This window comes from Roseovarius sp., assembly GCF_040223625.1.
GTDB lineage: Bacteria > Pseudomonadota > Alphaproteobacteria > Rhodobacterales > Rhodobacteraceae > Roseovarius.
The window spans coordinates 46,170-68,929 of sequence record NZ_JAVKFX010000027.1; the positions used below are offsets into that span (position 1 = coordinate 46,170).

Consider the following 22,760-nt stretch of genomic DNA (forward strand, 5'->3'; position numbering starts at 1 on the left):
GTTGCGCGGGGCATTTGATCACCGAACGGTTGTGTTTCCGTTTGTTTACCAATTCGCAACAATGATGACCGGACCGTTCCTAGTTAACCAACCGGTAACGAATGAGACCTTAACTTGAGCGGCTTCTGCGGGGTGGCCGCGGACCAGGGGACCATCTGTTGCCGACAGAGATCAGGAGGAGACGGCATGTCACATGTCTCGCCTTCCGCCGACATTGCGGAACAGTTGCCGTGCTGGGTGCCCAAGGAGGCGCTGGCCTATCTTCTTCACACCGAAACCGGTCAGCCGATCCGGGCGCTGGCACGGGAAGCGGGGGTTCATGCCTCGACCGTCCTGCGGCAGGTGCGGGCGCTGGAGGCACGGCGCGAGGACATCCTTGTCGACCAGGGCCTCAGCCGCCTCGGTCGCCGGGTCGTGGCGGCCGAGGCGCGGGCATTGGACGCCGATCCGAACGTGCCCTCGATGGACGAGCTGTCGCAGGAGGCGCGACGCGTGCTGCGGCTGCTGTGCGAACCGGGGGCGGTGCTGGCGGTCGCGGCGGAAATGGACAAGGCCGTCGTCGTCGCCGAGACCGAAGAGGGCGGCACGGCGCGCCGCCTCGTCGTCGACCATGCCTCGGCCGAGGCCATGGCGCTGGCAGGCTGGATCGCCTGCGAAGACCCCGGCCGCGTGTCACGGTATCGGATCACCGCCGCGGGGCGCGATGCGCTCAAGCGGATGGTGGCCGATGCCGAAAACCGCGCCTTCGGTTTCAGCGAGGCGCCGGCGCGGTTCGACCATGTCGGGATCGCGAAGCGCGAGGAGGTTTCCCGGGCTCACGCGGAGATGCGCAGCCGCTGCCAGGCCGCGGAGACCCCGCTGACCCTGCTGTCCCGGCGCCGTGACCGGAGCGGGCGGAAATTCCTGTCGGACGACCTGGTGCGCGCCGGAGAGCGGCTGCGTGAAGACTACGAGATGGCCGATATCGGCTGCCGTTCCGATGAAAGCTGGGATCGGTTCCTGACCAAGGCGGAGGCCGCGAGATCCGACCATGGCGGTGCCACCGCCGCGAGGTCGCGCGTTCTCGGGGCGCTGCGCGATCTCGGGCCGGGGCTGGGGGACGTGGCGCTGCGGTGCTGCTGTCACCTCGAAGGGCTGGAAAGCGCCGAGAGGAAGATGGGCTGGTCGGCGCGGTCGGGCAAGGTGGTGCTGCGCATCGCCCTGCAGCGGCTGCGGCGCCACTATGACAGGCTGGGGGATGGCGGCGCCCTGATGGGCTGACCTTCCGTTACCCGGCGACGAGCCACCCCACGGCGAAGGCCACGACCGCGCAGATCACCCCGACGAGGACCGTTTCACCGACCGAGCGGAACAGCCGCTCGCCGGTCGCGCTCCAGCGGAGCAGGCCGAGGCTGACCAGCGCCAGCCCGGTCGCGGCGACCGACAGCAGGAAGGTTCGGTCGTCGGGCGGCAGCAGAAAATAGGGGGTCAGCGGGATCGCCCCGAAAACCACGAAGGACAGGAAGGTGGACAGGCCGCTGACGAGGGGGTTGTCCTCTTCCGGGTGCGACATGCCGAATTCGTAGGTCATCATCAGGTCGGCCATGATGTCCGGATGGCGCGAGAGGATTTCGGCGGCGGTGTCGGCCTCGCCCGCCGGGATGCCGCGCTGGCGGAGGATCTCGAAAAGCTCCATCCTTTCGTGATCCGGGTCGTTGGCGATCTCTTCCATCTCGCTCTGGCGGCGCGCGCGGTAGAGGTCGTGCTGTGACCGGAGCGACAGGAACTCGCCCAGCCCCATGCTGACCGCGTCGGCAAAGAGGTTGGCCAGCCCGAAGACCAGCACGGCCAGCCCGCCCACCTGCGCCACCCCGTCCGCGGCGGCCCCGGCGAAGCCCGCCACGATGGCGAAGGTGGTCACGATTCCGTCATTGCCGCCATAGACGATCTGCTTGAGATGTTCCTGCATCCGGCCGAGCTTGTGCGCCTCGCGCCTGTGTGCCTGCCAATCCATCGACCTGCCTGTCTTTCCGGGAAACCATGTGCGCCGGGGCAGGATACGGGGCCGGCCAGGTGGCGCAACCGTTGATCGGGCGGGGCAGGGGGTGGGCACTCGTTACATCAAGGCGCCGCACACACCGGCGCGGCCGCAGAACTGGTACATCCCACCGCGATGCATTATGCAGGGGAGGAGTTACCAAACAGTTCGCGGGGGAAATTCCGTGCGTGACATCAAGATCCCACAACAGCGCCATCCCGAAAAGGCCCATCGCCCGGACAATGCGCAGCCCAAGAAGCCGCATTGGATCAGGGTGAAGGCCCCGGATGGCGACGGCTATCGCGAAACCAAGAGAATCATGCGCGAGCACAAGCTGGTGACAGTTTGCGAAGAGGCGGGCTGTCCGAATGCGGGCGAGTGCTGGAACCAGGGCCACGCCACCATGATGATCATGGGCGATACCTGTACGCGCGCCTGCAGCTTCTGCAACATCGCAACCGGCAAGCCGCCAGAGGCGCTCGACCCGTTCGAACCGGGGCGAGTGGCCGATGCTGTCCAGAAACTGGGGCTGAACCACGTGGTCGTCACCTCGGTCGACCGCGACGATGTCGATGACGGGGGCGCTGCCCATTTCGCGCAGACGATCCGCGCGATCCGGCACCGCAGCCCCGGCACCACGATCGAGATCCTGACGCCGGATTTCCTGCATTGCGATCCGGCCGTTCTGAAGGTGGTGGCCGATGCGCGGCCGGATGTCTTCAACCACAACCTCGAGACGGTTCCGGGGCTTTACCCCGCGGTCCGGCCCGGGGCGCGGTATTTCCACAGCCTGCGCCTGTTGCAACGGGTCAAGGAGATGGACCCGACGATCTTCACCAAGTCGGGCATCATGGTGGGCCTTGGCGAAACGCGCGAGCAGGTGCGGCAGGTGATGGACGACATGCGCGCGGCAGATGTGGATTTCCTGACCATCGGCCAGTACCTTCAGCCGACGCCAAAGCACCACGCCGTCGACCGTTTCGTCACGCCGGACGAGTTCGCGGCCTACGAGAAAGCGGCCTTCGGGAAGGGGTTCCTGATGGTCTCGGCGACGCCGCTGACGCGGTCGTCCTACCACGCGGGCGATGATTTCGCCCGGCTCAGCGCCGCGCGGCAGGAGCGCCTGGGCGCCTGACGAGAGGCAGGGCGCCCCAGCCCGTGGCGCCCGCAAGGGCCGGCTTCAAACGAAAAACACCGGCAGGGAAACCCGGCCGGCGCTTTGATGCAGTGCGCTGTGCCTTCGGGCGTTGCCGGGGCTCAGCTGCCCCAGCTGCGTACCGGCCCGCAATCCATGTGGACGAAGTTGCTGCGGGTGTAGCGGCCGACGCCGCCACCGTGGCAGGCCATCGCCGCGCGGTACATCTGATTGACCGAACGCGACCCGAGCCGAAGATCGGCGGCCTCGCCCTTGAGGTGGCGCGAATTCTTGGCCACGCCGCCCGACCGGCTGCGAAGCATGGCGTTGGTTTCGGGGCTGCGGTAGCCCGAGATCAGCATGTAAGGCTCGCTCACATCCAGCATGTTGTGCGCCGCCGTCATGATGTCGATGGTGCGAAGGTCGATGTCGATCACGCCGTCCGTGCGCCAGTCGCGCATGAAATAGCTGATTTCCCGGACCGCGTCGCGAATGTACTCGCCCTCGATCCAGTAGATCGTGTCGAGCGTTTCGCCGGTACGGGGGGAGGTCATCCGAATGCGGCGGATATCGCCGGCCCCTTTCAGAAAACCTGTTGCGTTTGAAAAGGTGGGTGCTGCCACCACGGTTGTTGCTGCGAATGCACCCAGCAGGGCGCGCCGCGTCATGCTCAACGAGCTACTGTCTGTCATAGTGTATGCGCCTGTCCCGTCGCTTACCTGTGTTCTCCGCCATTGTGGCGGCTCTGCCATCCATCCCCAGATGTGCGATTTTTATGACATATTCAGTTTTTGCAAAAAAGGGGGCTATGTCGAAACTTTTACCGTTCAAGAGGTTTCGGCAGAATCTCGCGCAAAATTCCGTCCATGTGCCTATTTTGCGCGGTGCAGGCGGCGCATACACTGCAGTCGGGAAAAAAGGTACATGCACTGTCGAACTTTTGAATGGACAGAAATTGCCCATCGCGCATGATCCATTACATTGATTGATGAAATTGCCAATTCAGGGGAGACGACATGATTCTGAAATCCTTGGGGGCCAGTCTCCGGGTATCGGGTTTGGCGATCGCGTTTTCGGCGATCGGTTACAGTGCCTCGGCCGCCGAGGCCGCTCTTACCGCGTTCAAACAGGCCGTGGCCGAAGCCGCCTCGTCGGACCGCGACATAGCGGCCTTCTACCGCTCGAACAAGTTCGGGGCGGTCTGGACCGGTACGGCGGACGAGGATCGTGCCCGCCGAAGCGCCCTTCTGTCCGCGATGAAGACCGCCTCGATGCACGGCCTTCCCGCCTCGCGCTATGACACCGACCGCCTGCTGCGCGTGCTGTCCGACGTGAACACGCCGCGCAAGCGCGGTTTCGCCGAGGTGGAGATGACCAAGGCGTTCATCCAGATCGCGCGCGACATGCAGTCCGGGGCGCTGGACCCGGCCTCGATCGACGACGGCATCAAGCGCAACGGCGTCTACAAGGATGCGAAGACCTACCTGACCGGGCTGGCCGAAAGCGGCCATCCGCGCGCCTATTTCCGCACGCTGGTGCCGCAGACGCGCGAGTATGCGCGCCTGATGAAAGAAAAGATGCGGCTCGAGCGGCTGATCGAGAATGGCGGCTGGGGCCCGACGGTTCAGGCAGGCTCGCTCGAGAAGGGCGAGAGCGGTCAGGCCGTCGTCGCCCTGCGCGACCGGCTGATGACGATGGGCTATCTCGGGCGCACGTCGACGATGGTCTACGACGACAATATCGAGAAGGCCGTGCTGAAGTTCCAGTCGGCCCACGGGCTCGAGCCCGATGGCAAAGCCGGCTCGAACACCATCGACGAGATCAACACCTCGCCGGCCACGCGGCTGGCCTCGGTGCTGGTGGCGATGGAACGCGAGCGCTGGCTCAACACCGAGCGCGGCGAGCGGCATATCCTGGTGAACCTGACCGATTTCTCGGCCCGGATCATCGACAACGACATCATCACCTTCGAAACCCGCGCCGTGGTGGGGGCAAACTCGCAGGACCGCCGCAGCCCGGAATTCTCGGACGTGATGGAACACCTCGTCATCAACCCAACCTGGAACGTGCCGCGGTCGATCACGGTGAACGAATACCTCCCGCAGATGCAGCGCAATCGCAACGCGGCGGGCCATCTGCGCCTTTACGACGGTCAGGGGCGGCAGGTGAGCCGGGCGAATGTCAACTTCAACGCCTACAGCGCGCGCAACTTCCCCTACGACCTCAAGCAGCCGCCGTCGAACAGCAACGCGCTGGGGCTGGTGAAGTTCATGTTCCCCAACAAGTACAACATCTACCTGCATGACACGCCCAGCAAACACCTGTTTGCCCATGCGCGGCGCGCCTATAGCCACGGCTGCATCCGGCTGGCGCAACCGTTCGAGTTCGCCTACGAGATCCTGTCGAAGCAGACGGACGACCCGAAGGCGCTGTTCCACCGGATTCTCGACACCGGTCAGGAAACGCAGGTCGACCTCGAAACCAAGGTCCCGGTGCATATCATCTACCGGACGGCCTTCACCAACGCCAAGGGCGAGCCGCAGTACCGTCAGGACGTGTATGGCCGCGACGCCCGGATCTGGGCCGCGATGAAGAATGCCGGCGTCTCGTCTCCGGCGGTGTACGCGGCGGACATGCAGATCCCGGAGCCGCAGTATTTCTCGCAGCCGCAGCCCCGCCAGACCCGGCAGGCGCAGCCGCAGACAGTGCAGGTGTCGCAGCCGCGCACGCAGGTGCGTGTCGTCAACCAGCCGCGGTACCAGACCCGGTCGCAACAACCGCGGGCGTCTCAGTCCTCCAGCCTGAACCTGCGGTCGCGGGACCGGTAACACCGGCCGCTCTTGCAGCAGAATTGCCCCCCGCCGCGGCGGGGGGCTTTTTCGTTCCGGCCCCGGCGGAGGCGGCGGGCCAAAGGCACGCGAAATCGCCCTCTTGCCGTGGCGGAGGGGTTTCACTGGCGCCTCAAGGCGGCTAAATCTTTCCGGCAGCACGAGGGGAGTCTCATGGGCTATACGATTGAGCAGATTGCGGCCGCGCTGGGAACGCAGGCCGTGGGCGATGCCGGGATCGAGGTCGACGGCCTGGCCGAACCGGCGGATGCGGGGCCGCGCCACCTGGCGCTGGCCATGAAACCGCAGTTTGCCGACCGCCTCGGCGATGGCGCGGCCCGGGCCGCCATTCTCTGGGTCGAGGCCGACTGGCAGGCGCTGGGGCTCGAGGCCGCGATTATCGCGCCGCGCCCGCGCTATGCCATGTCGGGCCTGACGGCGATGCTCGACCCGGGGCAGGGCTGGGAGCACGGCATTCACCCGGGCGCGGTGATCCACCCCGAGGCAACGCTGGAAAAGGGCGTCAGCGTCGGCCCGTTCAGCGTGGTGTCGAAGGGGGCCCATATCGGGGCGGGCACGGTGATCGGCCCGCAATGTTACGTCGGCACCAACGCCCGGATCGGCCAGATGAGCCTGCTGCGGGAAGGGGTGAAGATCGGCGCGCGGGTCACCACCGGCGACCGGTTCATCGCCCAGCCCGGCGCGGCGATCGGCGGCGACGGGTTTTCCTTCGTCACGGCCGAAACCTCGGGCGTCGAGAACGTACGCGAGACCCTCGGCGACCGGGGCGAGGCGCAGGCCCAGACCTGGACCCGTATTCACAGCCTTGGCGGGGTCGAGATCGGCGACGATGTCGAGATCGGCGCCAACACCACCATCGACAGTGGCACCATCCGCAACACCCGGATCGGCCGGGGCACCAAGATCGACAACCTCGTGATGATCGGCCACAATGTCGAGATCGGCGAAGACTGCCTGCTCTGCGGGCATGTGGGCATCGCGGGCTCGGTCAGGGTCGGCAACAACGTGGTCATGGGCGGCAAGACCGGTGTCAGCGACAACGTCTTCATCGGCGACAACGTGATCACCGGGGGCGGCACGATTGTGCTGGCCAACATCCCGGCGGGCCGCGTCATGCTGGGCTACCCGGCGATGAAGATGGAGGCGACGATGGACCTTTTCAAAAACTTCCGCCGGATCAAGCGCCTGTTCGCGGATGTGGCCGAGCTCAAGAAAACGGTTTCCAACCCGTCCGCGAAGGACTAAATCGGGCGCGACAAAAGGAAGAGGGCCGGAGCGATGGATATCAAGGACCGCGTCATTAGGATCATTGCCGAACAGGCCGTGCTCGAACCTTCCGATGTCACGATGGACAGCACGCTGGACGACCTCGGCATCGACAGCCTGGGGTTGGTGGAAAGCATCTTCGCCATCGAGGAAGAGTTCGACATTTCCGTCCCCTTCAACGCCAACGAACCGCAGGAAAGCGATTTCGACATCTCGTCGGTCGCCAGCATCGTTGCCGGAATCGAGAAGCTGGTGGCGGAACAGAAGTCGTGAAAAGGGTCGTCATCACGGGCGCCGGAACGATCAACGCGCTCGGGTTCTCGGTCCCCGAAACCCTGGCCGCGATGCGGGAAGGTCGCTGCGGCATCAGCGAGCTGGAATTCCGCGATGTCGAGCGGCTGGCGATTCGCATCGGAGGGCAGGTGAAAGGCTACGAGCCCGAGGAACGCTTCAACCGGCAGCAGCTTGCACTCTACGATCGCTTCACCCAGTTCACGCTGGTCGCCGCGCGCGAGGCCATCGGGCAGGCGGGGCTGGAGTTTTCCGGCGAACTGGCCGCGCGGGCCGGCGTCGTGCTGGGCAATTCCGGCGGCGGGATGACCACGCTCGACGAGAATTACCGCTCGGTCTACGAAGAGGGCAAGAACCGCGTTCACCCCTTCGTCGTGCCGAAACTGATGAACAACGCGGCCGCCAGCCACGTCTCGATGGAATTCAACCTCAAGGGCCCGAGCTTCACCGTCTCGACCGCCTGTGCCAGTTCCAACCACGCGATGGCGCAGGCCTTCCAGATGGTGCATGGCGGCGTGACCCCAGTGATGATCACCGGCGGATCGGAATCCATGCTGTGCTTCGGCGGGGTGAAGGCTTGGGAAGGGCTGCGCGTCATGTCCAAGGATGCCTGCCGCCCGTTCTCGGCCAACCGCAACGGGATGGTGCAGGGCGAGGGCGCCGGGGTCTTCGTCTTCGAAGAGCTGGAGCACGCCAAGGCGCGGGGCGCCGAGATCCTGGCCGAGGTGGCGGGGTTCGCCATGTCCTCGGACGCGGCCGACATCGTCATGCCCTCGAAACAGGGCGCCGCACGGGCCATCCGCGGTGCGCTGCAGGACGCGCGGATCAACGCCACGGACGTGGGCTACATCAACGCCCACGGCACCGGCACGGCGGCCAATGACAAGACCGAAAGCGCGGCCGTGGCCGACGTGTTCGGCGCCCATGCCGACCGGCTGATGATCTCCTCGACCAAGTCGATGCATGGCCACCTGATCGGCGGCACCGGCGCGGTGGAGCTTCTGGCCTGCATCATGGCCGTGCGCGACGGGATCGTCGCGCCGACCATCGGCTACGAGGAGCCGGACCCGGAATGCGCGCTCGACGTGGTGCCCAACGAGGCACGCGAGGCGCATGTCGAGGTGGCGCTCTCCAATGCCTTCGCGTTCGGCGGGCTGAACGCGGTTCTGGCGCTCAAGCGGTTTTCCTGAACACCTCTCAAACGAAAAACGCCGCCCGTTCCGGCGGCGTCTTCCTTGTTCTTGATGGGTCGGAACCTCAGTTCGGCGCGACCGACACGTTCTCGTAGGCCTTGGTGAACCCGGACAGCGACGCGCGGATCACCACGGTCTGGTCAGGCGCCTGCGCCGGGACGATCGTCAGCAGCGCCTCGCTGCCGGCCTTGAGCGAGTCGATATCGGCCTGGGTGAAGCCGATGCGGGCAAAGCAGCCGACCATCGAGCAGAAGGAATAGTTGTAGGCCTTCGCCTGGCCGCTATCGACCGCGATCTTCAGGCCCTGCGGCAGCAGCGTGCCCAGCGGCACGACGATGGTGGCGCCGGCCACGGCCTGGCTGTCGTCGGGCAGCTTGAACAGGCTGAACTCGGCCACCGGGTTGCCGGCATCCTCGCGCAGAAGCTGGTACATCTGGCAGGGGTCTTCCTCCGCCTCGCTGCGGAAGCACTGAAGCTGCCAGTCGCCATAGGTTTCCTTGACGTAGGACGGGTCTTCCTGAACTTCCTGGCCCATGTCGAGCGTGTTGGCGTCGGCGGTGCCTTCCTCGGCCTGGGCTTCCGTCTCGGTTTCTGTCTCTGTCTGGGTCTGGGCGTCGGTCTCGGTCTCGGTTTCGGTCGTGGCGTCGGATGTCGTGTTATCCTGGGCCATGGCTACGGAACCGGCTGCCAGAAGTGCAATGACCGGCAGGGTGAAAAGAAATCTGGACATGAAATCCCCGTTCTGGTGATCAGTGTATTGTCGTCGTTCCCGAGGCCGGGAACGGGCTGAGGAGATAAAATCGCACCGGTCGGCAGGTTTCAAGGCTTTCCGCCATGTGCATGCCGTCGCCTCCCATAAAAAAGGAAAAGAGACCTTTCGGTCTCTTCCCCTGTTTCTCCCTGCCGGACTGGCCGACTTAGTTATTGAGCGAACGCTATGACAGTTACCGCAACCCGTCAACAGGAATGGTTCAAAATTTTTGATGGCCCTGTTAAGGGCCGAAAATGGGCCTGAATTTCGGCGCCCGTGACGGGCCCTGAAAGGCCGAAAAAAGGCCGCACCGAAACGGCGCGGCCAGTCTGACAGGGAGGAAGTCGCCCCGGCGCCAAGAGGACATGAGGCCCGGGGCAATTTGAAGGTGCCAGACAATGATTAACTTAGTATGTTCAGACCGAGGAAAAATTGGGACAGGGGCCTAACAAATTGGAAAACAAGGTTTTTATTGGTGGCGGTGGGGAGGGTTACAGCCTTCCGCAGGGTCTGACGCTGAACTATGCCAACCGCCACGGGCTGATCGCCGGGGCGACTGGCACGGGCAAGACGGTGACCCTCCAGATCCTGGCCGAGGGGTTCTCTGCCGCGGGGGTGCCGGTTTTCCTCTCCGACGTGAAGGGCGACCTGTCGGGGCTTGCCGCCTCCGGCAGTGCCGAATTCAAGCTCCATGACGCCTTCACCAAGCGCGCCTCAACCATAGGTTTCAACGACTACAAATACGAGGCCTTTCCCGTCACTTTCTGGGACCTGTTCGGCACGCAGGGACACCCCGTTCGCACCACCGTCGCCGAAATGGGGCCGCTCCTGTTTTCCCGCCTCCTGCAGCTGACCGAGGCGCAGGAGGGGATCATGAACATCGCCTTCCGCGTGGCCGACGAGGAGGGAATGCCGCTGCTCGATCTCAAGGATCTGCAGGCGCTGCTGGTCTGGGTGGGCGAGAACCGTGACGAGCTGTCGCTGCGCTACGGCAATGTCTCGACCCAGTCGGTGGGCGCCATCCAGCGGGCGCTGCTGGTGCTCGAGAACCAGGGCGGCGCCAGTTTTTTCGGCGAACCGGCACTCGACCTTGCCGACCTGATGACCACTGCCGCCGATGGCCGGGGGCAGGTCAACATCCTCGCCGCCGACAAGCTGATGGGCGCGCCGCGGCTTTACGCGACCTTCCTGTTGTGGCTCCTGTCCGAACTCTTCGAGACGCTGCCCGAGGTGGGCGACCCGGACAAGCCCAAGCTGGTCTTCTTCTTCGACGAGGCGCATCTGCTGTTCGACGACGCGCCAAAGGCGCTGGTCAACAAGGTGGAACAGGTGGCCCGGCTGATCCGGTCCAAGGGCGTGGGCGTCTATTTCGTGACGCAGAACCCCGATGACATCCCCGAGGATATCCTCGGCCAGCTCGGCAACCGCTTCCAGCATGCGCTCCGCGCCTTCACCGCCCGCGACCGCAAGGCGTTGCAGCGGGCCTCGGAAACCTACCGGCCCAACCCCCGGTTCGAAACGGTCGACGCGATCCGCGACGTGGGCGTGGGCGAGGCGGTGACCTCGATGCTGGAAGACAAGGGCGTGCCGGGCATCGTCGAACGCACCCTGATCCGCCCGCCATCCTCCAAGCTCGGGCCGGCCAGCGCCGCTGAACGCGAGGCGGCCATGGCGGCCTCGCCGGTCAGGGGCAAGTATGACGAGCTGCTCGACCGGCAATCGGCCTACGAGATCCTCGCCGCCCGGGCAGAAAAGGCCGCCAAGCAGGCCGAAGCCGCGGAAGAGGCGGTGGAAGAAATGCCTCCCGCCGAACGCGAGTTCAACGCGGGCCGCCGTTATTCCGGCACGCGCGTGCCGCGCTCGACCAGCCGTGAGGATCGCAGTTTCGGCCGGAAGTTCGGCGATGCCATGTCGGACGCGGTGATCAAGGAAATGAAGGGCACGACCGGCCGGCGCATCGTTCGCGGCATTCTCGGCGGGCTGTTCAAGGGGCGCTAGGGGCGGATATCCCGCAACCCGTCGAGCAGCGTGTCGTAGAACGCTTCCGCCTTGCGGATACGCGCGGCGGACAGGGTTTTTGCCTCGATCCGCACCAGCACCTCGACCCCCAGCATGAAGGGCAGCCAGACACGGCGCTCGACGTCCTCGAGCGCGAACGCCTCGGCGAAAGCATCGAGGCCCCGGGCGTCGACCCCGAACCGCGCCTCCCCCGATGGGATCAGCCCGCGCCGCGCCATATGCGACAGGAAGCGCGCCATGTCCTTGTAGATCGGCAGCTTGGCCGAGCCGCCCGTGTCGATCCCCGTCAGGCGCGGCCCGTCCGCCAACAGGTTGTTGGGATGAAAATCGCCATGGCTGATCGCCACCCGCCAGCGGCCCGCCTCACGCGGGGCTGAAATGCGCTGCAGCTCGGCCAGCACCGCCGCTTCGGCCCGGCGCAGCCCCCCGTTGCGCTGCCGCGCCATTCCGCGCCCGATCCGCTTGAACCACCCGTCAAGCCGCACCTCCGTCAGCTCTTCGCTGGGCGCGGTATACTTGCGCAGCCACTGCGCGGCCGAAGGCAGGAAATCCGCCCGATGCGCCCTCTCAGTCGCCCGGATCACCTCCATCAGCGGCTGGCCCGGCACCCGCTCCACCACCACGAGCCCCAGTTCCGGCACATGCGCCAGCGGCCTGTTCACCCGGTAATCACCCTCCGACATGTAGCTTTCGGTCCGTTGCAACTCGGCCCAGTCGCGCGCCGCATAGTCCTCGGCATGCTCGATATAGAACCGGAAGATCGCCGGCCGCTCCCCGAAACGCCCCGACAGGATCGCCCGCTTGCCCGGCACCAGCCGAAGCACCTCCTCCAGCGCCGCTTCCGCCAGTCGCGCGTCCCTTTCGGCCAACGCCTCGAAGGACTGCACAAGCGCCATCATCGCATCCATGTCGGGCAGGGGAGAAGGGCCGCGCGTTTTCGCCATGGCCGTCACAATTCCGCAACCTCCATGGGGCGTCAACCGAATTGAACCCCGGTCGCCCCCCGTCTATGGTGACGCCAAATCCGGCAAGACTTGCGAGGCGCCCATGACCGACACCCCCGTTTCCGAAATGTCCTTCGAGGAGGCCATGAAAGAGCTCGAACAGGTGGTCAGCAAGTTGGAGCGGGGCGACGTGGCGCTGGAGGATTCCATCAAGCTCTACGAGCGCGGTGCCGAGCTGAAGAAGCGCTGCGAGAAAAAGCTCAAGGAAGCCGAGGAGAAGGTCGCCGCCATCACGCTCGACGGCGAAGGCAACCCGACCGGCACGACACCCGTCGAAAACTTGTGAGCACCGATCTGGAAGACCGGCTCGCCGGGGTGCGCGCCTCGGTCGAGGCGCATCTGGCCGATGTGCTGGACCCCTTTGGCGCGGGCCCCGTGGCACAGGCGATGCGCTACGCGGTGCGCGGCGGCAAGCGCGTGCGCGCGGCACTGGTGATGGAGGGCGCGCGGCTGCACGGCGTGTCCGACGCCCGGTCGATCTGGCCCGCCTGCGCGATCGAGGCGATGCATGCCTACAGCCTTGTCCACGACGACCTGCCCTGCATGGACGATGACGATCTGCGCCGGGGCCAGCCCACCGTGCACGTGAAATGGGACGAGGCCACCGCCGTTCTGACCGGTGACGCGCTGCAATCGCTGGCCTTCGAACTGGCGGCGCACCCAGAGGGGGCAGAAACGCCCGAGGCCCGCGCTGACCTCGCCCTGACGCTGGCCCGTGCGGCGGGCGGGCAGGGGATGGTGCTGGGCCAGGCGCTCGACATCGCCGCCGAAACCGCCGAGGCGCCGCTGACGCTGGAAGACATCACCGCCCTGCAAGCCGGAAAGACCGGAGCGCTTATCGGCTGGGCCGCCACCGCCGGGCCGCGCATGGCGGGCGCCGATACCGGCCCGTTAAACCGGTACGCCGCCGCCCTTGGCCTCGCCTTCCAGATCCAGGATGACGTGATCGACGTGACCGGCGATGCTGCCGCCGCGGGCAAGGCCGTGGGCAAGGACGCCGCCGCCGGCAAGGCCACCTTCGTGTCGCTTCTGGGCCTCGATGCCGCCCGCGCCCGCGCCGCAGCCCTTGTAGAAGAGGCCTGCGAGGCCATATCTTGCCATGGTCAGGAGGCCGAGCGCTTGCGGCAGCTGGCGCGCTTCGTTATCTCACGCCAGACCTGACGGAAGCGACGAGCCAGAGAGGGGACCCCCTGTGTCAGACCGCCCGAATACACCCCTGCTGGACCAGGTGAAAACGCCCGCCGACATGAAGCGGTTCAGTGATGCGCAGCTCGTGCAGCTGGCCGACGAGCTGCGGCAGGAAACCATCTCCGCCGTCTCCGAAACCGGCGGCCATCTCGGCGCGGGCCTTGGCGTGGTCGAACTGACCGTCGCGCTGCACCACGTCTTCGACACACCCCGCGACAAGCTGATCTGGGACGTTTCGCACCAGTGCTATCCGCACAAGATCCTCACCGGCCGCCGCGACCGCATCCGCACGATCCGCCAGAAAGAGGGGCTCTCGGGCTTCACCAAGCGCACCGAGTCGCCCTATGACCCGTTCGGCGCGGCCCATAGTTCCACCTCGATCAGCGCCGCCCTCGGCTTCGCGGTCGCGCGGGATCTGGGCGGTGTCTGCGACACCGGCCATGGCGATGCCATTGCCGTGATCGGCGACGGCGCGATGAGCGCCGGCATGGCCTTCGAGGCGATGAACAACGCGGGCCACCTGAAGAAGCGCCTGATCGTCATCCTCAACGACAACGAGATGTCGATCGCCCCGCCGGTGGGCGCGCTCTCCTCCTACCTCTCGCGCCTCTACGCCGGCGAGCCGTTCCAGGAATTCAAGGCGGCCGCCAAGGGGGCCGTATCCCTCCTGCCGATGCCCTTCCAGGAAGGCGCGCGCCGGGCCAAGGAGATGCTCAAGGGCATGACCGTCGGCGGCACGCTCTTCGAGGAGCTTGGCTTTTCCTATGTCGGCCCCATCGACGGCCATGACATGCACCAGCTTCTGCCCGTTCTGCGCACCGTGCGGCAGCGGGCGACCGGCCCGATCCTGATCCACGCCATTACCCGGAAGGGCAAGGGCTATGCCCCCGCCGAACAGTCGAGCGATGCGGGCCATGCCCGGGCCAAGTTCGACGTGGTCACCGGAGAGCAGCAGAAGAAACCCTCGAACGCGCCGAGCTATACCAAGGTCTTCGCCAACGCCCTGCTGGAGCAGGCGGCCCAGGATGACCGGATCTGCGCCATCACCGCCGCCATGCCCGACGGCACCGGCCTCGACCTCTTCGAGAAACGCTACCCCAGCCGCTGCTTCGACGTGGGCATCGCCGAACAGCATGCGGTGACCTTCGCGGGCGGGCTGGCGGCGGGGGGCATGAAACCCTTCGCGGCGCTTTATTCCACCTTCCTGCAGCGCGGTTACGACCAGGTCGTGCACGACATCGCCATCCAGAACCTGCCGGTCCGCTTCGCCATCGACCGCGCCGGGCTTGTCGGCGCCGACGGCCCCACCCATGCCGGCGCCTTCGACGTGGCCTACCTTGCCTGCCTGCCGAACTTCACCGTCATGGCGGCGGCGGACGAGGCCGAGCTTGTCCACATGGTCGCCACCGCCGTGGCCCATGACAGCGGGCCCATCGCCTTCCGCTATCCGCGGGGCGAGGGGCAGGGGGTCACCATGCCCGAACGCGGCGAGGTGCTGGAAATCGGCAAGGGCCGGATCGTGAGCGAAGGCGCCCGCGTCGCCATCCTCTCCTTCGGCACGCGGCTGGGCGAGGTGCGCAAGGCCCGCGAGGCGCTGATGCAGCGCGGGATCGAGCCGACCATCGCCGACGCCCGCTTCGCCAAGCCGCTCGATACCGACCTGATCCTCGACCTTGCCGCCCGGCACGAGGCGCTGATCACCATCGAGGAGGGCTCGGTCGGCGGCTTCGGCAGCCACGTGGCCCAGCTCCTGGCCGAGAATGGCGTTTTCGACAACGGCCTGAAGTTCCGCTCCATGGTCCTGCCCGACAGCTTCATCGACCAGTCGAGCCCCGACGACATGTACGCCACCGCCAAGCTCAGCGCGGCGCATATCGAGGCCAAGGTGCTCGACGTCTTGGGCGTGGCCGACCTCAAGGACAAGCGCGCCTGAACGCCACCGAAACGAGAAAGGCCGGGAAAAACCCCGGCCCTTCTTCTTGGTCCCATTATCCCGGGGGTTTGGGGGCTGGCCCCCAATCCACCCGTCGATCTCAAGCGCGACGCCGCCGACGACCACCGCGACCACGGCCTTCCGCTTCCTCGCCCGGCTTCGGTGGGGCCTTGTTGAACCGGATCCACTCACCGCCATGCGGGTCGTTGTTGGTCAGGAAGTTGGCCGCGCGGATCGCCTCCATCTCCTTGCCCGCCTTCGGTTTGGTCGAGCCCAGGCCGAAGAGCTGGCAGAAGGTCTCGTCATCCATGTCGTCGGGCAGCACGATGCCGAGAGCTGCCACCTCGGCCTTCTTGGCCTCGATCTCCGACTGTTTCACCGGTAGCGCGATCGGGTTCATGATCGCGCTGGTCATCCCCGCGCCCATCGCCATCGGCAGGAAGGCGTTGTTGATGCCGTGCCGGTTGGGCAGGCCGAACGAGATGTTCGAGGCACCGCAGGTGGTGTTCACGCCCAGCTCGTCGCGCAGGCGGCGCACCAGGGTAAAGACCTGCTGACCGGCGGTTCCCATGGCGCCGATCGGCATCACCAGCGGGTCGACCACGATGTCATGGGCGGGAATACCGAAATCGGCGGCGCGTTCCACGATCTTCTTGGCGACGGCAAAGCGCACGTCGGGGTCTTCCGAAATGCCGGTGTCGTCGTTCGAGATGGCCACGACCGGCACGTTGTATTTCTTGACCAGCGGCAGCACCAGTTCCAGCCGCTCTTCCTCGCCCGTGACCGAGTTCAGCAGCGGGCGGCCATGCGCGGCCGCCAGCCCGGCCTCGAGCGCGCCGGGAACCGAGCTGTCGATGCAGAGCGGCACATCCACCAGCCCTTGCACCAGCTCGACCACCTTGGTCATCAGCGGCGGTTCGGTCTGGTTCGGATCGGGGTTCGAGTTGTAGACAACGCCCGCGTTGATATCGAGCACGTTGGCGCCCGCCGCGACCTGCGCCAGCGCATCCGATTCCACGGTCGAGAAATCGCCCGCTTCCAGCTCGGCGGCCAGCTTCTTGCGCCCCGTGGGGTTGATCCGCTCGCCGATCACGCAGAACGGTTCATCGAAGCCGATGACGGCGGTTTTGGTTTTGCTCTCGACGATGGTACGGGTCATTTTCGATCCTTCAGGAGGCGTTTGCGGGTTTGGTGGCGTCGCCACCGTTCTCGATCGCCCATGTGGCGTTCGTCTTGATGCCGCCCAGCGGGAAGAAGTGGACGTTGGTGATGTTGAAATCGGGGTTGGCTTCGCGATGCGCGGCCAGGTCGCGCAGCACCTCGTGCGGCTCGTAGGGCAGCAGCAGTTTCGAGACATCCATCGCGCGCTTCTGCAGCACCTTCAGCGAGGGGCCGACACCGCAGGCGATGGCGAACTTGATCAGCGTCTGCAGCTTGGCCGGGCCGGCGATGCCGATATGGATCGGCAGGGTGACGCCCGCGGCCGACAGCCGGTTCGCCCATTCGATCATCGGCTTGGCGTCGAAGGCGAACTGGGTGGCGATGGCCATCTCGGCATCGGTCCGCTCCGAGAATTTCTGCTTCCACTGCAGCGCCTCGTCGACCGCCGCGGTGCCGCCATCGGGGTCGATGTCGCGGTTGCCCTCGGGGTGGCCGGCCACGTGCAGCCGCTTGAAGCCCGCCTTGTCGAACTCGCCGCTTTCCATCAGCTGCATCGAGGAGTGGAATTCGCCATGCGGCTGGGCCACGCCGCCGGCCAGCAGCAGCGCCTGCTCGACCCCGGCCTCGCCGTTGTAGCGGGCGATCCAGTCGGCCAGCGTCGCCTTGTCCTTGATGATCCGCGCCGGGAAGTGCGGCATCACCGGGTATCCCTCGTCGGCCAGCCGCTTGGCGGTGGCGACCATGTCGTTGATCGGCGTGCCCTCGATATGGGCGATATAGACGCGCGTGCCTTCGGGCAGCAGGTCGCGGAAGCTCTCGATCTTTTCGGCGGTGCGGGGCATCACCTCGATCGAGTAGCCTTGCAGAACCGCCTCGAGCCGTCCGTCGGACACGATCGCGGGTTTTTCACGCTTCTTGAAGTTCAACAAAGCCATCACGGCCTCCCATAGCGCAGGTTTTGGGCTCATGCCCAGCCTTCATTGGCGATCAGGGCCTTGATACGCTCCTGATCGTACTCCGCGTCCAGCCGGGCCGCCTCGGCCTCGGCCACGTCCGCCGCCTCTCCCTCGACCGGGTAGGGCGCCGCCTTGCGCCACTCCGCCAGGTAGGTGTCGGTATCCGACGCCCCCACTTTCATCGCGGCGCGGTCGATCGCCTGCTCGAACCTCTCGGGCAGTTGTTTCTTCGCGCCGCGGCGGCCCTTTCCGACGATGACTTGCGCCGGAATGTCCCGCCAGTAGACGATGGTGACATCAACCATGACTGATTCCTCGTTTTCAGTGGCCTCTCTCTAAAGCAGCACGCGCCACCGGCAGGGTCGAATTTCGACAGAACGCGCACATACTGCGACAGTCTGAGCCTGGCGGGCCGTCACGCCCCCGTTCACGAGCATTAGCCGGAAATGCTTTCATATTCATAATGTGAAACGCCAAGAGCTTGCGCGAGGCGCCGCAAGAGCCTACCTTCGACTCAACTCGAAATGGAGGGCGTAAGAATATGGCGCCCAAGCGTCCCGTAAGTGCGGGCGCGATCCCGAAAGCGGTAGAGAGCCCCGCACTGACCCGGCCCGATGCGCCGCCGCTGTACGCGGCGTTGGATCTGGGCACCAACAGTTGCCGTATGCTGATTGCCCGTCCCAAGGGCGGCCAATTTTCAGTTGTCGACAGCTTCTCCAAGTCTGTTCAGCTCGGCTCGGGTCTCGAGAAAACCGGGCGGCTTTCGCGTGCCTCGATCTACCGCACGATCCAGGCGCTGCGGGTCTGCCAGCAGAAGCTCAAGCGCAACAAGGTGGTCAAGATGCGCCTCGTCGCGACAGAGGCCTGCCGCCGCGCCGCCAACGGGCGCGAGTTCATGGACAGGGTCTATCGCGAAACCGGCCTGCGGCTCGAGATCATCCAGCCCCAGCAGGAGGCTCAGCTTGCCGTCGTCTCCTGCGCGCCGCTGGTCAGCCCGAAGACCGAACAGCTTCTGGTGGTGGATATCGGCGGCGGCTCGACCGAGCTGGTCTGGATCGACCTGACCGACGTGCCGCCCCAGGGCCGGGCGCGGGCCATCATGCGGATGCATGGCGGCTTCGACCTGCCCGATGACGGCGGGCCGCGGGCCCGCGTGGTCGACTGGATCAGCGTGCCGCTCGGCGTCGCCACCCTGCGCGACCAGTTCCGCGACGTCGAGGACGACAGCGCCCGCTTCGCCCTGATGAGCTGGTTCTTCGAGGAGAACCTCGCCGAATTCGCCCCTTACAAGGACGAACCCCCGCGCGAGGGCTTCCAGATCGTCGGCACCTCCGGCACCGTCACCACCGTCGCCGCCAGCCACCTGGGCCTCAAGCGCTATGACCGCAACAAGGTCGACGGGCTGCGCATGACCTCTGACGAAATCGACAAGGTGATCCGCACCTACCTCGCCCTCGGCCCCGCCGGGCGGCGCCGCGATCCGCGCATCGGCATCGACCGGCAGGCGCTGATCATGTCGGGGGCGGCGATCCTTCAGGCGCTCTTGCGCTGCTGGCCCACCGACCGGCTGTCTGTCGCCGATCGCGGCCTGCGCGAGGGCATACTCTACGCGCTCATGTCCTCGGACGGGGTGCTCGAAGATACGGACGCATGATGGCCAAGAAACCGGACGGAAAGAACACCTCGGGGCGCGGACAGCGCGATCTGACGGTCAAGGTGAAGACCGCGCGGGGGCGCAAGTCGTCCTCCACCCGCTGGCTGCAGCGGCAGCTCAACGATCCTTACGTGAAGCGCGCGCAGGCCGAGGGCTATCGCGGCCGCGCGGCCTTCAAGATCATGGAACTGGATGACAAGTTCCGCTTCCTCGTCCCCGGCGCGCGGGTGGTCGACCTCGGCTGTGCTCCCGGCGGCTGGTGCCAGGTGGCGGTGCCGCGCGTCAATGCCCTGGGTGAAAAAGCCGGCAAGGCACAGGGCTTCATCCTCGGCGTCGACCTGCAGGAGGTCGAGCCCATCGCCGGGGTCGAGCTGCACCAGCTCGATTTCATGGACGAGGGCGCCGACGACAAGGTCAAGGAATGGCTGGGCGGCAAGGCCGACGTCGTCATGTCCGACATGGCCGCCGCCAGTTCCGGGCACAAGCAAACCGACCATTTGCGCATCATCGCGCTCTGCGAGGCCGCGGCCTATCTCGCCTTCGACGTGCTGGAAGAGGGCGGCACCTTCGTGTCGAAAGTGCTGGCCGGCGGGGCCGAGGGCGAGTTGCAGAAGCTCCTCAAGCAGCGTTTCACCAAGGTCGCCAACGTCAAGCCGCCGGCCTCGCGTTCGGACAGTTCCGAGAAGTTCGTGGTGGCGACGGGCTACCGGGGTGCGCCGGAGTAGTCTCTAATTCTGCGCCGACAGCGTCTGTGCCGCCCGCCTGGCGAAGGCGGCGCTCTCTTCCTGCAGGGTCTCCTTCGCCAGCGACGTCTCGCGGCGCAGCGCCGCAAGATTGTCCTGGCGGATCAGTTCGAACAGCCGCGCATGGCGCAACAGGGTGACGGGCATGGGCAGCGGGGCAGGGCGCAAGGCACGAATCTCCAGGTACTCGTAAGAAGCTACAATAGCCGGAGTTACCAACCGATTGAGGCACAATTTGCCCGAAACGAGGGGAATAGCGTGACGAACCGCCCTAGATCGTCAACACCAGCGCCAGCGACAGCAGGGTCAGCGCGCTGGTGCCCACGATGATCTGCGCGATCCGGTCGGCCCGCACGTCGTAGAGCAGCGCCATGCTGAACGCCATCGCCCCGGCGGGGCCCGCGGCGGCAAGGATGAATTGCTGGCTTTGCGGGGTCCAGCCCGGCGAGACGGCCGCGAAGACGGCCCAGACCAGCGCCGGAAAGGCCAGCATCTTGATCGCCCCGACCGTCAGCACCACCGGATCGGCCGACATCCGTGTCTTCGACAGCACCACGCCCAGGGCAAACAGCGCGATCGGCGGGGCGGCGGCACCGTTGAAGTCGATGAACGTATCCACCGGCCCGGGCATGTCCACCTGCGCCACCCCGGCGATCAGCCCGGCGAGGATGGCCACGATCAGCGGCATCCGCACCAGCTTCCCGGCGATCGCCCCGGCGTGCCAGGCCTTGTTGCCGTACAGCTCGAGGAAGATCAGCGACCCCGCGAAAAGAAACAGCACATCCAGCACGATGACCGACACGACCGGCCCCACGCCATCCACGCCGTAAACAAGTTGCGAAATCGGCAGGATATACATCACCGTGTTGGAAAAGACCGCGCAGACCCCCAGCAGCACGGCCTCGGTCACGGCACAGGCAAAGAGCTTCCGGGCACCGAAGAACACGATCGTGAAGATCACGGCTTCGCCGGCGGCATAGATCAGCAGCTTGTCCCAGACGAAGGCGCCGAAATCCGACCGTGCGAGCAGCCCGAACACCAGCACCGGCATCGGGATCGACATGGCGAACCGGTTGATGATGCGCGCGTTTTCCTCGGTCGCCCGCCCGGTGCGGCCCAGCAGGTAGCCGATGATGGCAATCGCGAAGATCGGCAGGATCGGGTCGGTCAGAACCTTGATGATACTGGACAATCGCACGCTCCTTTCCCGCATCATTAGAGCAGTGACCGGGGAATGCAAACATCGCCCCGTCCGAGCCCGGTGGCGCGGCTCGTCCCATAAGGGAACTGCCGTCTTGTGTTCCGTGTCCGCGGCATCCTAGATTGTCCCGGTTTCGACGGTCCGCCCCGGATTGATCGACGAAAGAGGGCCTAATCAGGTATGGGCAGGAAAACGCGCCATTGCACGCCCCGGAGGTTTCGTGCCCAAACCTGCTCAACGTTGAGGAATATCAGTATCATATACACCAACCTTCAGGTGAACACGTGACCCCGGGCGCCCGCGTGGCCGCCGCGATCGCGGTCCTCGACCAGGTGCTTGACGGCCAGCCTGCCGAGCAGAGCCTCACCCGTTGGGCCCGCGGCGCCCGCTATGCCGGCTCGAAAGACCGCGCCGCCGTCCGGGATCATGTCTTCCAGGCCCTGCGCTGCCTGCGATCCTACGCCTGTCTCGGCGGCGCCCGAACGGGCCGCGGGGTGATGATCGGCGCAATCCGGGCCGAGGATACCGACCCCGAGACGCTCTTCACCGGCGAGGTCCATGCCCCGGCGCCGCTGACCCCCGAGGAGCGCACGGCCGGCGCCCCGCCCGAGGCCGACGGCGACCGGCTCGATCTGCCTGACTGGCTCGTCACGGCCTTCCGCGAGACCCTCGGCAATGAGGCCGAGGCCGCCGCGCATGCGCTCCGGTCCCGTGCGCCGGTGACCCTGCGCGTGAATATTCGCCTCAAGAACCTGTCGCAAGCCATTGAATTTCTGAAGGAAGAAGGCATATCCGCCCATCCGGTCGATATCGCGCCGACCGCCCTCATCGTCTCCTCCGGTGCCCGCCGCATCGCCGGGTCTGCCGCCTACCGGGACGGGATCGTCGAGTTGCAGGACGGCAGCAGCCAGGCCGCGATGCACGCGCTCACGCTGGCGCCCGGCAGCAGGGTGCTCGACTACTGCGCCGGCGGCGGTGGCAAGACCCTCGCACTCGCCGCCCGTCACGACGCCACCTGGTTCGCCCACGACGCCGAGCCGGCCCGCATGAAGGACCTGCCGCCACGTGCCGCCCGCGCCGGCTGCGACGTCACGCTCCTGTCCGCCGCCGACCTGGCCGGCCACGCGACTTACGACCTCGTCCTCTGTGACGTCCCCTGTTCCGGCAGCGGCACCTGGCGGCGGGCGCCGGAGGCCAAATGGCGACTTGCGCCCGGCCGGCTGTCGGAACTGACGAAATTGCAGACCGAAATCCTGGAACGCGCGGCGGCACTGGTGCGTCCCGGCGGTACGCTGGTCTACACGACCTGCTCCATCCTGCGCGCGGAAAACGAAGAGAAAACTTAAGAGTTCCTAGTGAATTCAAGCGACTGGACGCTGAAGTTACAGCAAAGATGGCC

Annotated in this window: 22 protein-coding genes; 13 read left to right on the forward strand and 9 right to left on the reverse strand. The window is 66.0% G+C overall.

What is annotated here, in order from left to right; genetic code table 11:
* The first annotated feature begins 186 nt into the window (after nt 1-186).
* Entirely contained in the window at nt 187-1,260 is a 1,074-nt protein-coding gene (locus RLN94_RS07500) for a DUF6456 domain-containing protein (protein ID WP_350126851.1), read from the forward strand.
* A gap of 7 nt (nt 1,261-1,267) precedes the next feature.
* Here RLN94_RS07500 and RLN94_RS07505 read toward each other — a convergent pair whose 3' ends face one another.
* Nucleotides 1,268-1,993, reverse strand: coding sequence for a VIT1/CCC1 transporter family protein (locus RLN94_RS07505; RefSeq protein ID WP_350126854.1), 726 nt, complete (start codon nt 1,991-1,993; stop codon nt 1,268-1,270).
* A gap of 208 nt (nt 1,994-2,201) precedes the next feature.
* Here RLN94_RS07505 and lipA point away from each other — a divergent pair, with 208 nt between their 5' ends.
* Complete coding sequence (lipA, locus tag RLN94_RS07510) at nt 2,202-3,152, forward strand: lipoyl synthase (RefSeq protein WP_350126857.1); 951 nt, start codon at nt 2,202-2,204, stop codon at nt 3,150-3,152.
* A 122-nt stretch (nt 3,153-3,274) separates the two neighbouring features.
* Here lipA and mepK read toward each other — a convergent pair whose 3' ends face one another.
* The gene (gene mepK / locus RLN94_RS07515) at nt 3,275-3,844 is read right to left on the reverse strand and encodes a peptidoglycan L,D-endopeptidase MepK (RefSeq protein ID WP_350126860.1); all 570 of its coding nucleotides are present in this window, start codon (nt 3,842-3,844) and stop codon (nt 3,275-3,277) included.
* 324 nt (nt 3,845-4,168) lie between these two features.
* On the opposite strand from mepK, the gene RLN94_RS07520 reads away from it, so the two are divergent.
* From RLN94_RS07520 to RLN94_RS07535, 4 genes are all read left to right on the forward strand, one after another.
* Nucleotides 4,169-5,980 carry a L,D-transpeptidase scaffold domain-containing protein gene (locus tag RLN94_RS07520; protein ID WP_350153579.1) on the forward strand — a complete coding sequence of 604 codons (1,812 nt, stop codon included), beginning with the start codon at nt 4,169-4,171 and terminating at the stop codon, nt 5,978-5,980.
* A gap of 174 nt (nt 5,981-6,154) precedes the next feature.
* Entirely contained in the window at nt 6,155-7,246 is a 1,092-nt protein-coding gene (gene lpxD, locus RLN94_RS07525; protein ID WP_350126866.1) for a UDP-3-O-(3-hydroxymyristoyl)glucosamine N-acyltransferase, read from the forward strand.
* 33 nt (nt 7,247-7,279) lie between these two features.
* On the forward strand, nt 7,280-7,540 hold the full coding sequence (locus RLN94_RS07530) for an acyl carrier protein (protein ID WP_350126869.1): 261 nt from the start codon (nt 7,280-7,282) through the stop codon (nt 7,538-7,540).
* Nucleotides 7,537-8,748 (forward strand): beta-ketoacyl-[acyl-carrier-protein] synthase family protein, encoded by a 1,212-nt coding sequence (locus tag RLN94_RS07535; RefSeq protein ID WP_350126872.1) that lies wholly within the window; start codon nt 7,537-7,539, stop codon nt 8,746-8,748. The genes RLN94_RS07530 and RLN94_RS07535 overlap by 4 nt, the downstream gene beginning before the upstream one ends.
* 67 nt (nt 8,749-8,815) lie before the next feature.
* Here the strand turns inward: RLN94_RS07535 and RLN94_RS07540 are convergent, their stop codons facing one another.
* Nucleotides 8,816-9,481, reverse strand: a complete 666-nt coding sequence (locus RLN94_RS07540) for an invasion associated locus B family protein (protein ID WP_350126875.1) — start codon at nt 9,479-9,481, stop codon at nt 8,816-8,818.
* Between the two features lie 474 nt (nt 9,482-9,955).
* Between RLN94_RS07540 and RLN94_RS07545 the strand changes: the two genes are divergently transcribed.
* Nucleotides 9,956-11,500 (forward strand): helicase HerA-like domain-containing protein, encoded by a 1,545-nt coding sequence (locus tag RLN94_RS07545; protein ID WP_350126878.1) that lies wholly within the window; start codon nt 9,956-9,958, stop codon nt 11,498-11,500.
* On the opposite strand, the gene RLN94_RS07550 is transcribed toward RLN94_RS07545, so the two are convergent.
* Nucleotides 11,497-12,465, reverse strand: coding sequence for a phosphotransferase (locus RLN94_RS07550; RefSeq protein ID WP_350153580.1), 969 nt, complete (start codon nt 12,463-12,465; stop codon nt 11,497-11,499). The genes RLN94_RS07545 and RLN94_RS07550 overlap by 4 nt on opposite strands.
* Nucleotides 12,466-12,568: 103 nt before the next feature.
* Here RLN94_RS07550 and RLN94_RS07555 point away from each other — a divergent pair, with 103 nt between their 5' ends.
* From RLN94_RS07555 to dxs, 3 genes are read left to right on the forward strand one after another with little or no spacing between them, the layout of a single operon-like run.
* A complete protein-coding gene (locus RLN94_RS07555; protein WP_350126884.1) occupies nt 12,569-12,811 on the forward strand; it encodes an exodeoxyribonuclease VII small subunit in 243 nt (80 codons plus the stop codon).
* An 8-nt stretch (nt 12,812-12,819) separates the two neighbouring features.
* Complete coding sequence (locus RLN94_RS07560) at nt 12,820-13,686, forward strand: polyprenyl synthetase family protein (protein WP_433962347.1); 867 nt, start codon at nt 12,820-12,822, stop codon at nt 13,684-13,686.
* Nucleotides 13,687-13,717: 31 nt separating this feature from the next.
* Nucleotides 13,718-15,646 (forward strand): 1-deoxy-D-xylulose-5-phosphate synthase, encoded by a 1,929-nt coding sequence (dxs, locus tag RLN94_RS07565; RefSeq protein WP_350126887.1) that lies wholly within the window; start codon nt 13,718-13,720, stop codon nt 15,644-15,646.
* Nucleotides 15,647-15,746: 100 nt separating this feature from the next.
* Here the strand turns inward: dxs and RLN94_RS07570 are convergent, their stop codons facing one another.
* From RLN94_RS07570 to RLN94_RS07580, 3 genes are read right to left on the reverse strand one after another with little or no spacing between them, the layout of a single operon-like run.
* Nucleotides 15,747-16,805, reverse strand: coding sequence for a methyltetrahydrofolate cobalamin methyltransferase (locus RLN94_RS07570; protein WP_350126890.1), 1,059 nt, complete (start codon nt 16,803-16,805; stop codon nt 15,747-15,749).
* Between the two features lie 10 nt (nt 16,806-16,815).
* Complete coding sequence (locus RLN94_RS07575; protein ID WP_350126893.1) at nt 16,816-17,742, reverse strand: methylenetetrahydrofolate reductase; 927 nt, start codon at nt 17,740-17,742, stop codon at nt 16,816-16,818.
* A gap of 29 nt (nt 17,743-17,771) precedes the next feature.
* Nucleotides 17,772-18,068 carry a virulence factor gene (locus RLN94_RS07580; RefSeq protein ID WP_300895418.1) on the reverse strand — a complete coding sequence of 99 codons (297 nt, stop codon included), beginning with the start codon at nt 18,066-18,068 and terminating at the stop codon, nt 17,772-17,774.
* A 236-nt stretch (nt 18,069-18,304) separates the two neighbouring features.
* Between RLN94_RS07580 and RLN94_RS07585 the strand changes: the two genes are divergently transcribed.
* Nucleotides 18,305-19,417 (forward strand): Ppx/GppA phosphatase family protein, encoded by a 1,113-nt coding sequence (locus RLN94_RS07585; RefSeq protein WP_350126896.1) that lies wholly within the window; start codon nt 18,305-18,307, stop codon nt 19,415-19,417.
* Complete coding sequence (locus RLN94_RS07590) at nt 19,417-20,142, forward strand: RlmE family RNA methyltransferase (RefSeq protein WP_350127006.1); 726 nt, start codon at nt 19,417-19,419, stop codon at nt 20,140-20,142. Before RLN94_RS07585 ends, RLN94_RS07590 begins: the two co-directional genes overlap by 1 nt.
* Before the next feature lie 3 nt (nt 20,143-20,145).
* Here RLN94_RS07590 and RLN94_RS07595 read toward each other — a convergent pair whose 3' ends face one another.
* Nucleotides 20,146-20,328, reverse strand: coding sequence for a hypothetical protein (locus RLN94_RS07595; RefSeq protein ID WP_350126899.1), 183 nt, complete (start codon nt 20,326-20,328; stop codon nt 20,146-20,148).
* Nucleotides 20,329-20,431: 103 nt separating this feature from the next.
* Complete coding sequence (locus tag RLN94_RS07600) at nt 20,432-21,352, reverse strand: AEC family transporter (RefSeq protein WP_350126902.1); 921 nt, start codon at nt 21,350-21,352, stop codon at nt 20,432-20,434.
* Between the two features lie 311 nt (nt 21,353-21,663).
* Between RLN94_RS07600 and RLN94_RS07605 the strand changes: the two genes are divergently transcribed.
* A complete protein-coding gene (locus RLN94_RS07605; RefSeq protein ID WP_350126905.1) occupies nt 21,664-22,707 on the forward strand; it encodes an RsmB/NOP family class I SAM-dependent RNA methyltransferase in 1,044 nt (347 codons plus the stop codon).
* Nucleotides 22,708-22,760 lie beyond the last annotated feature (53 nt).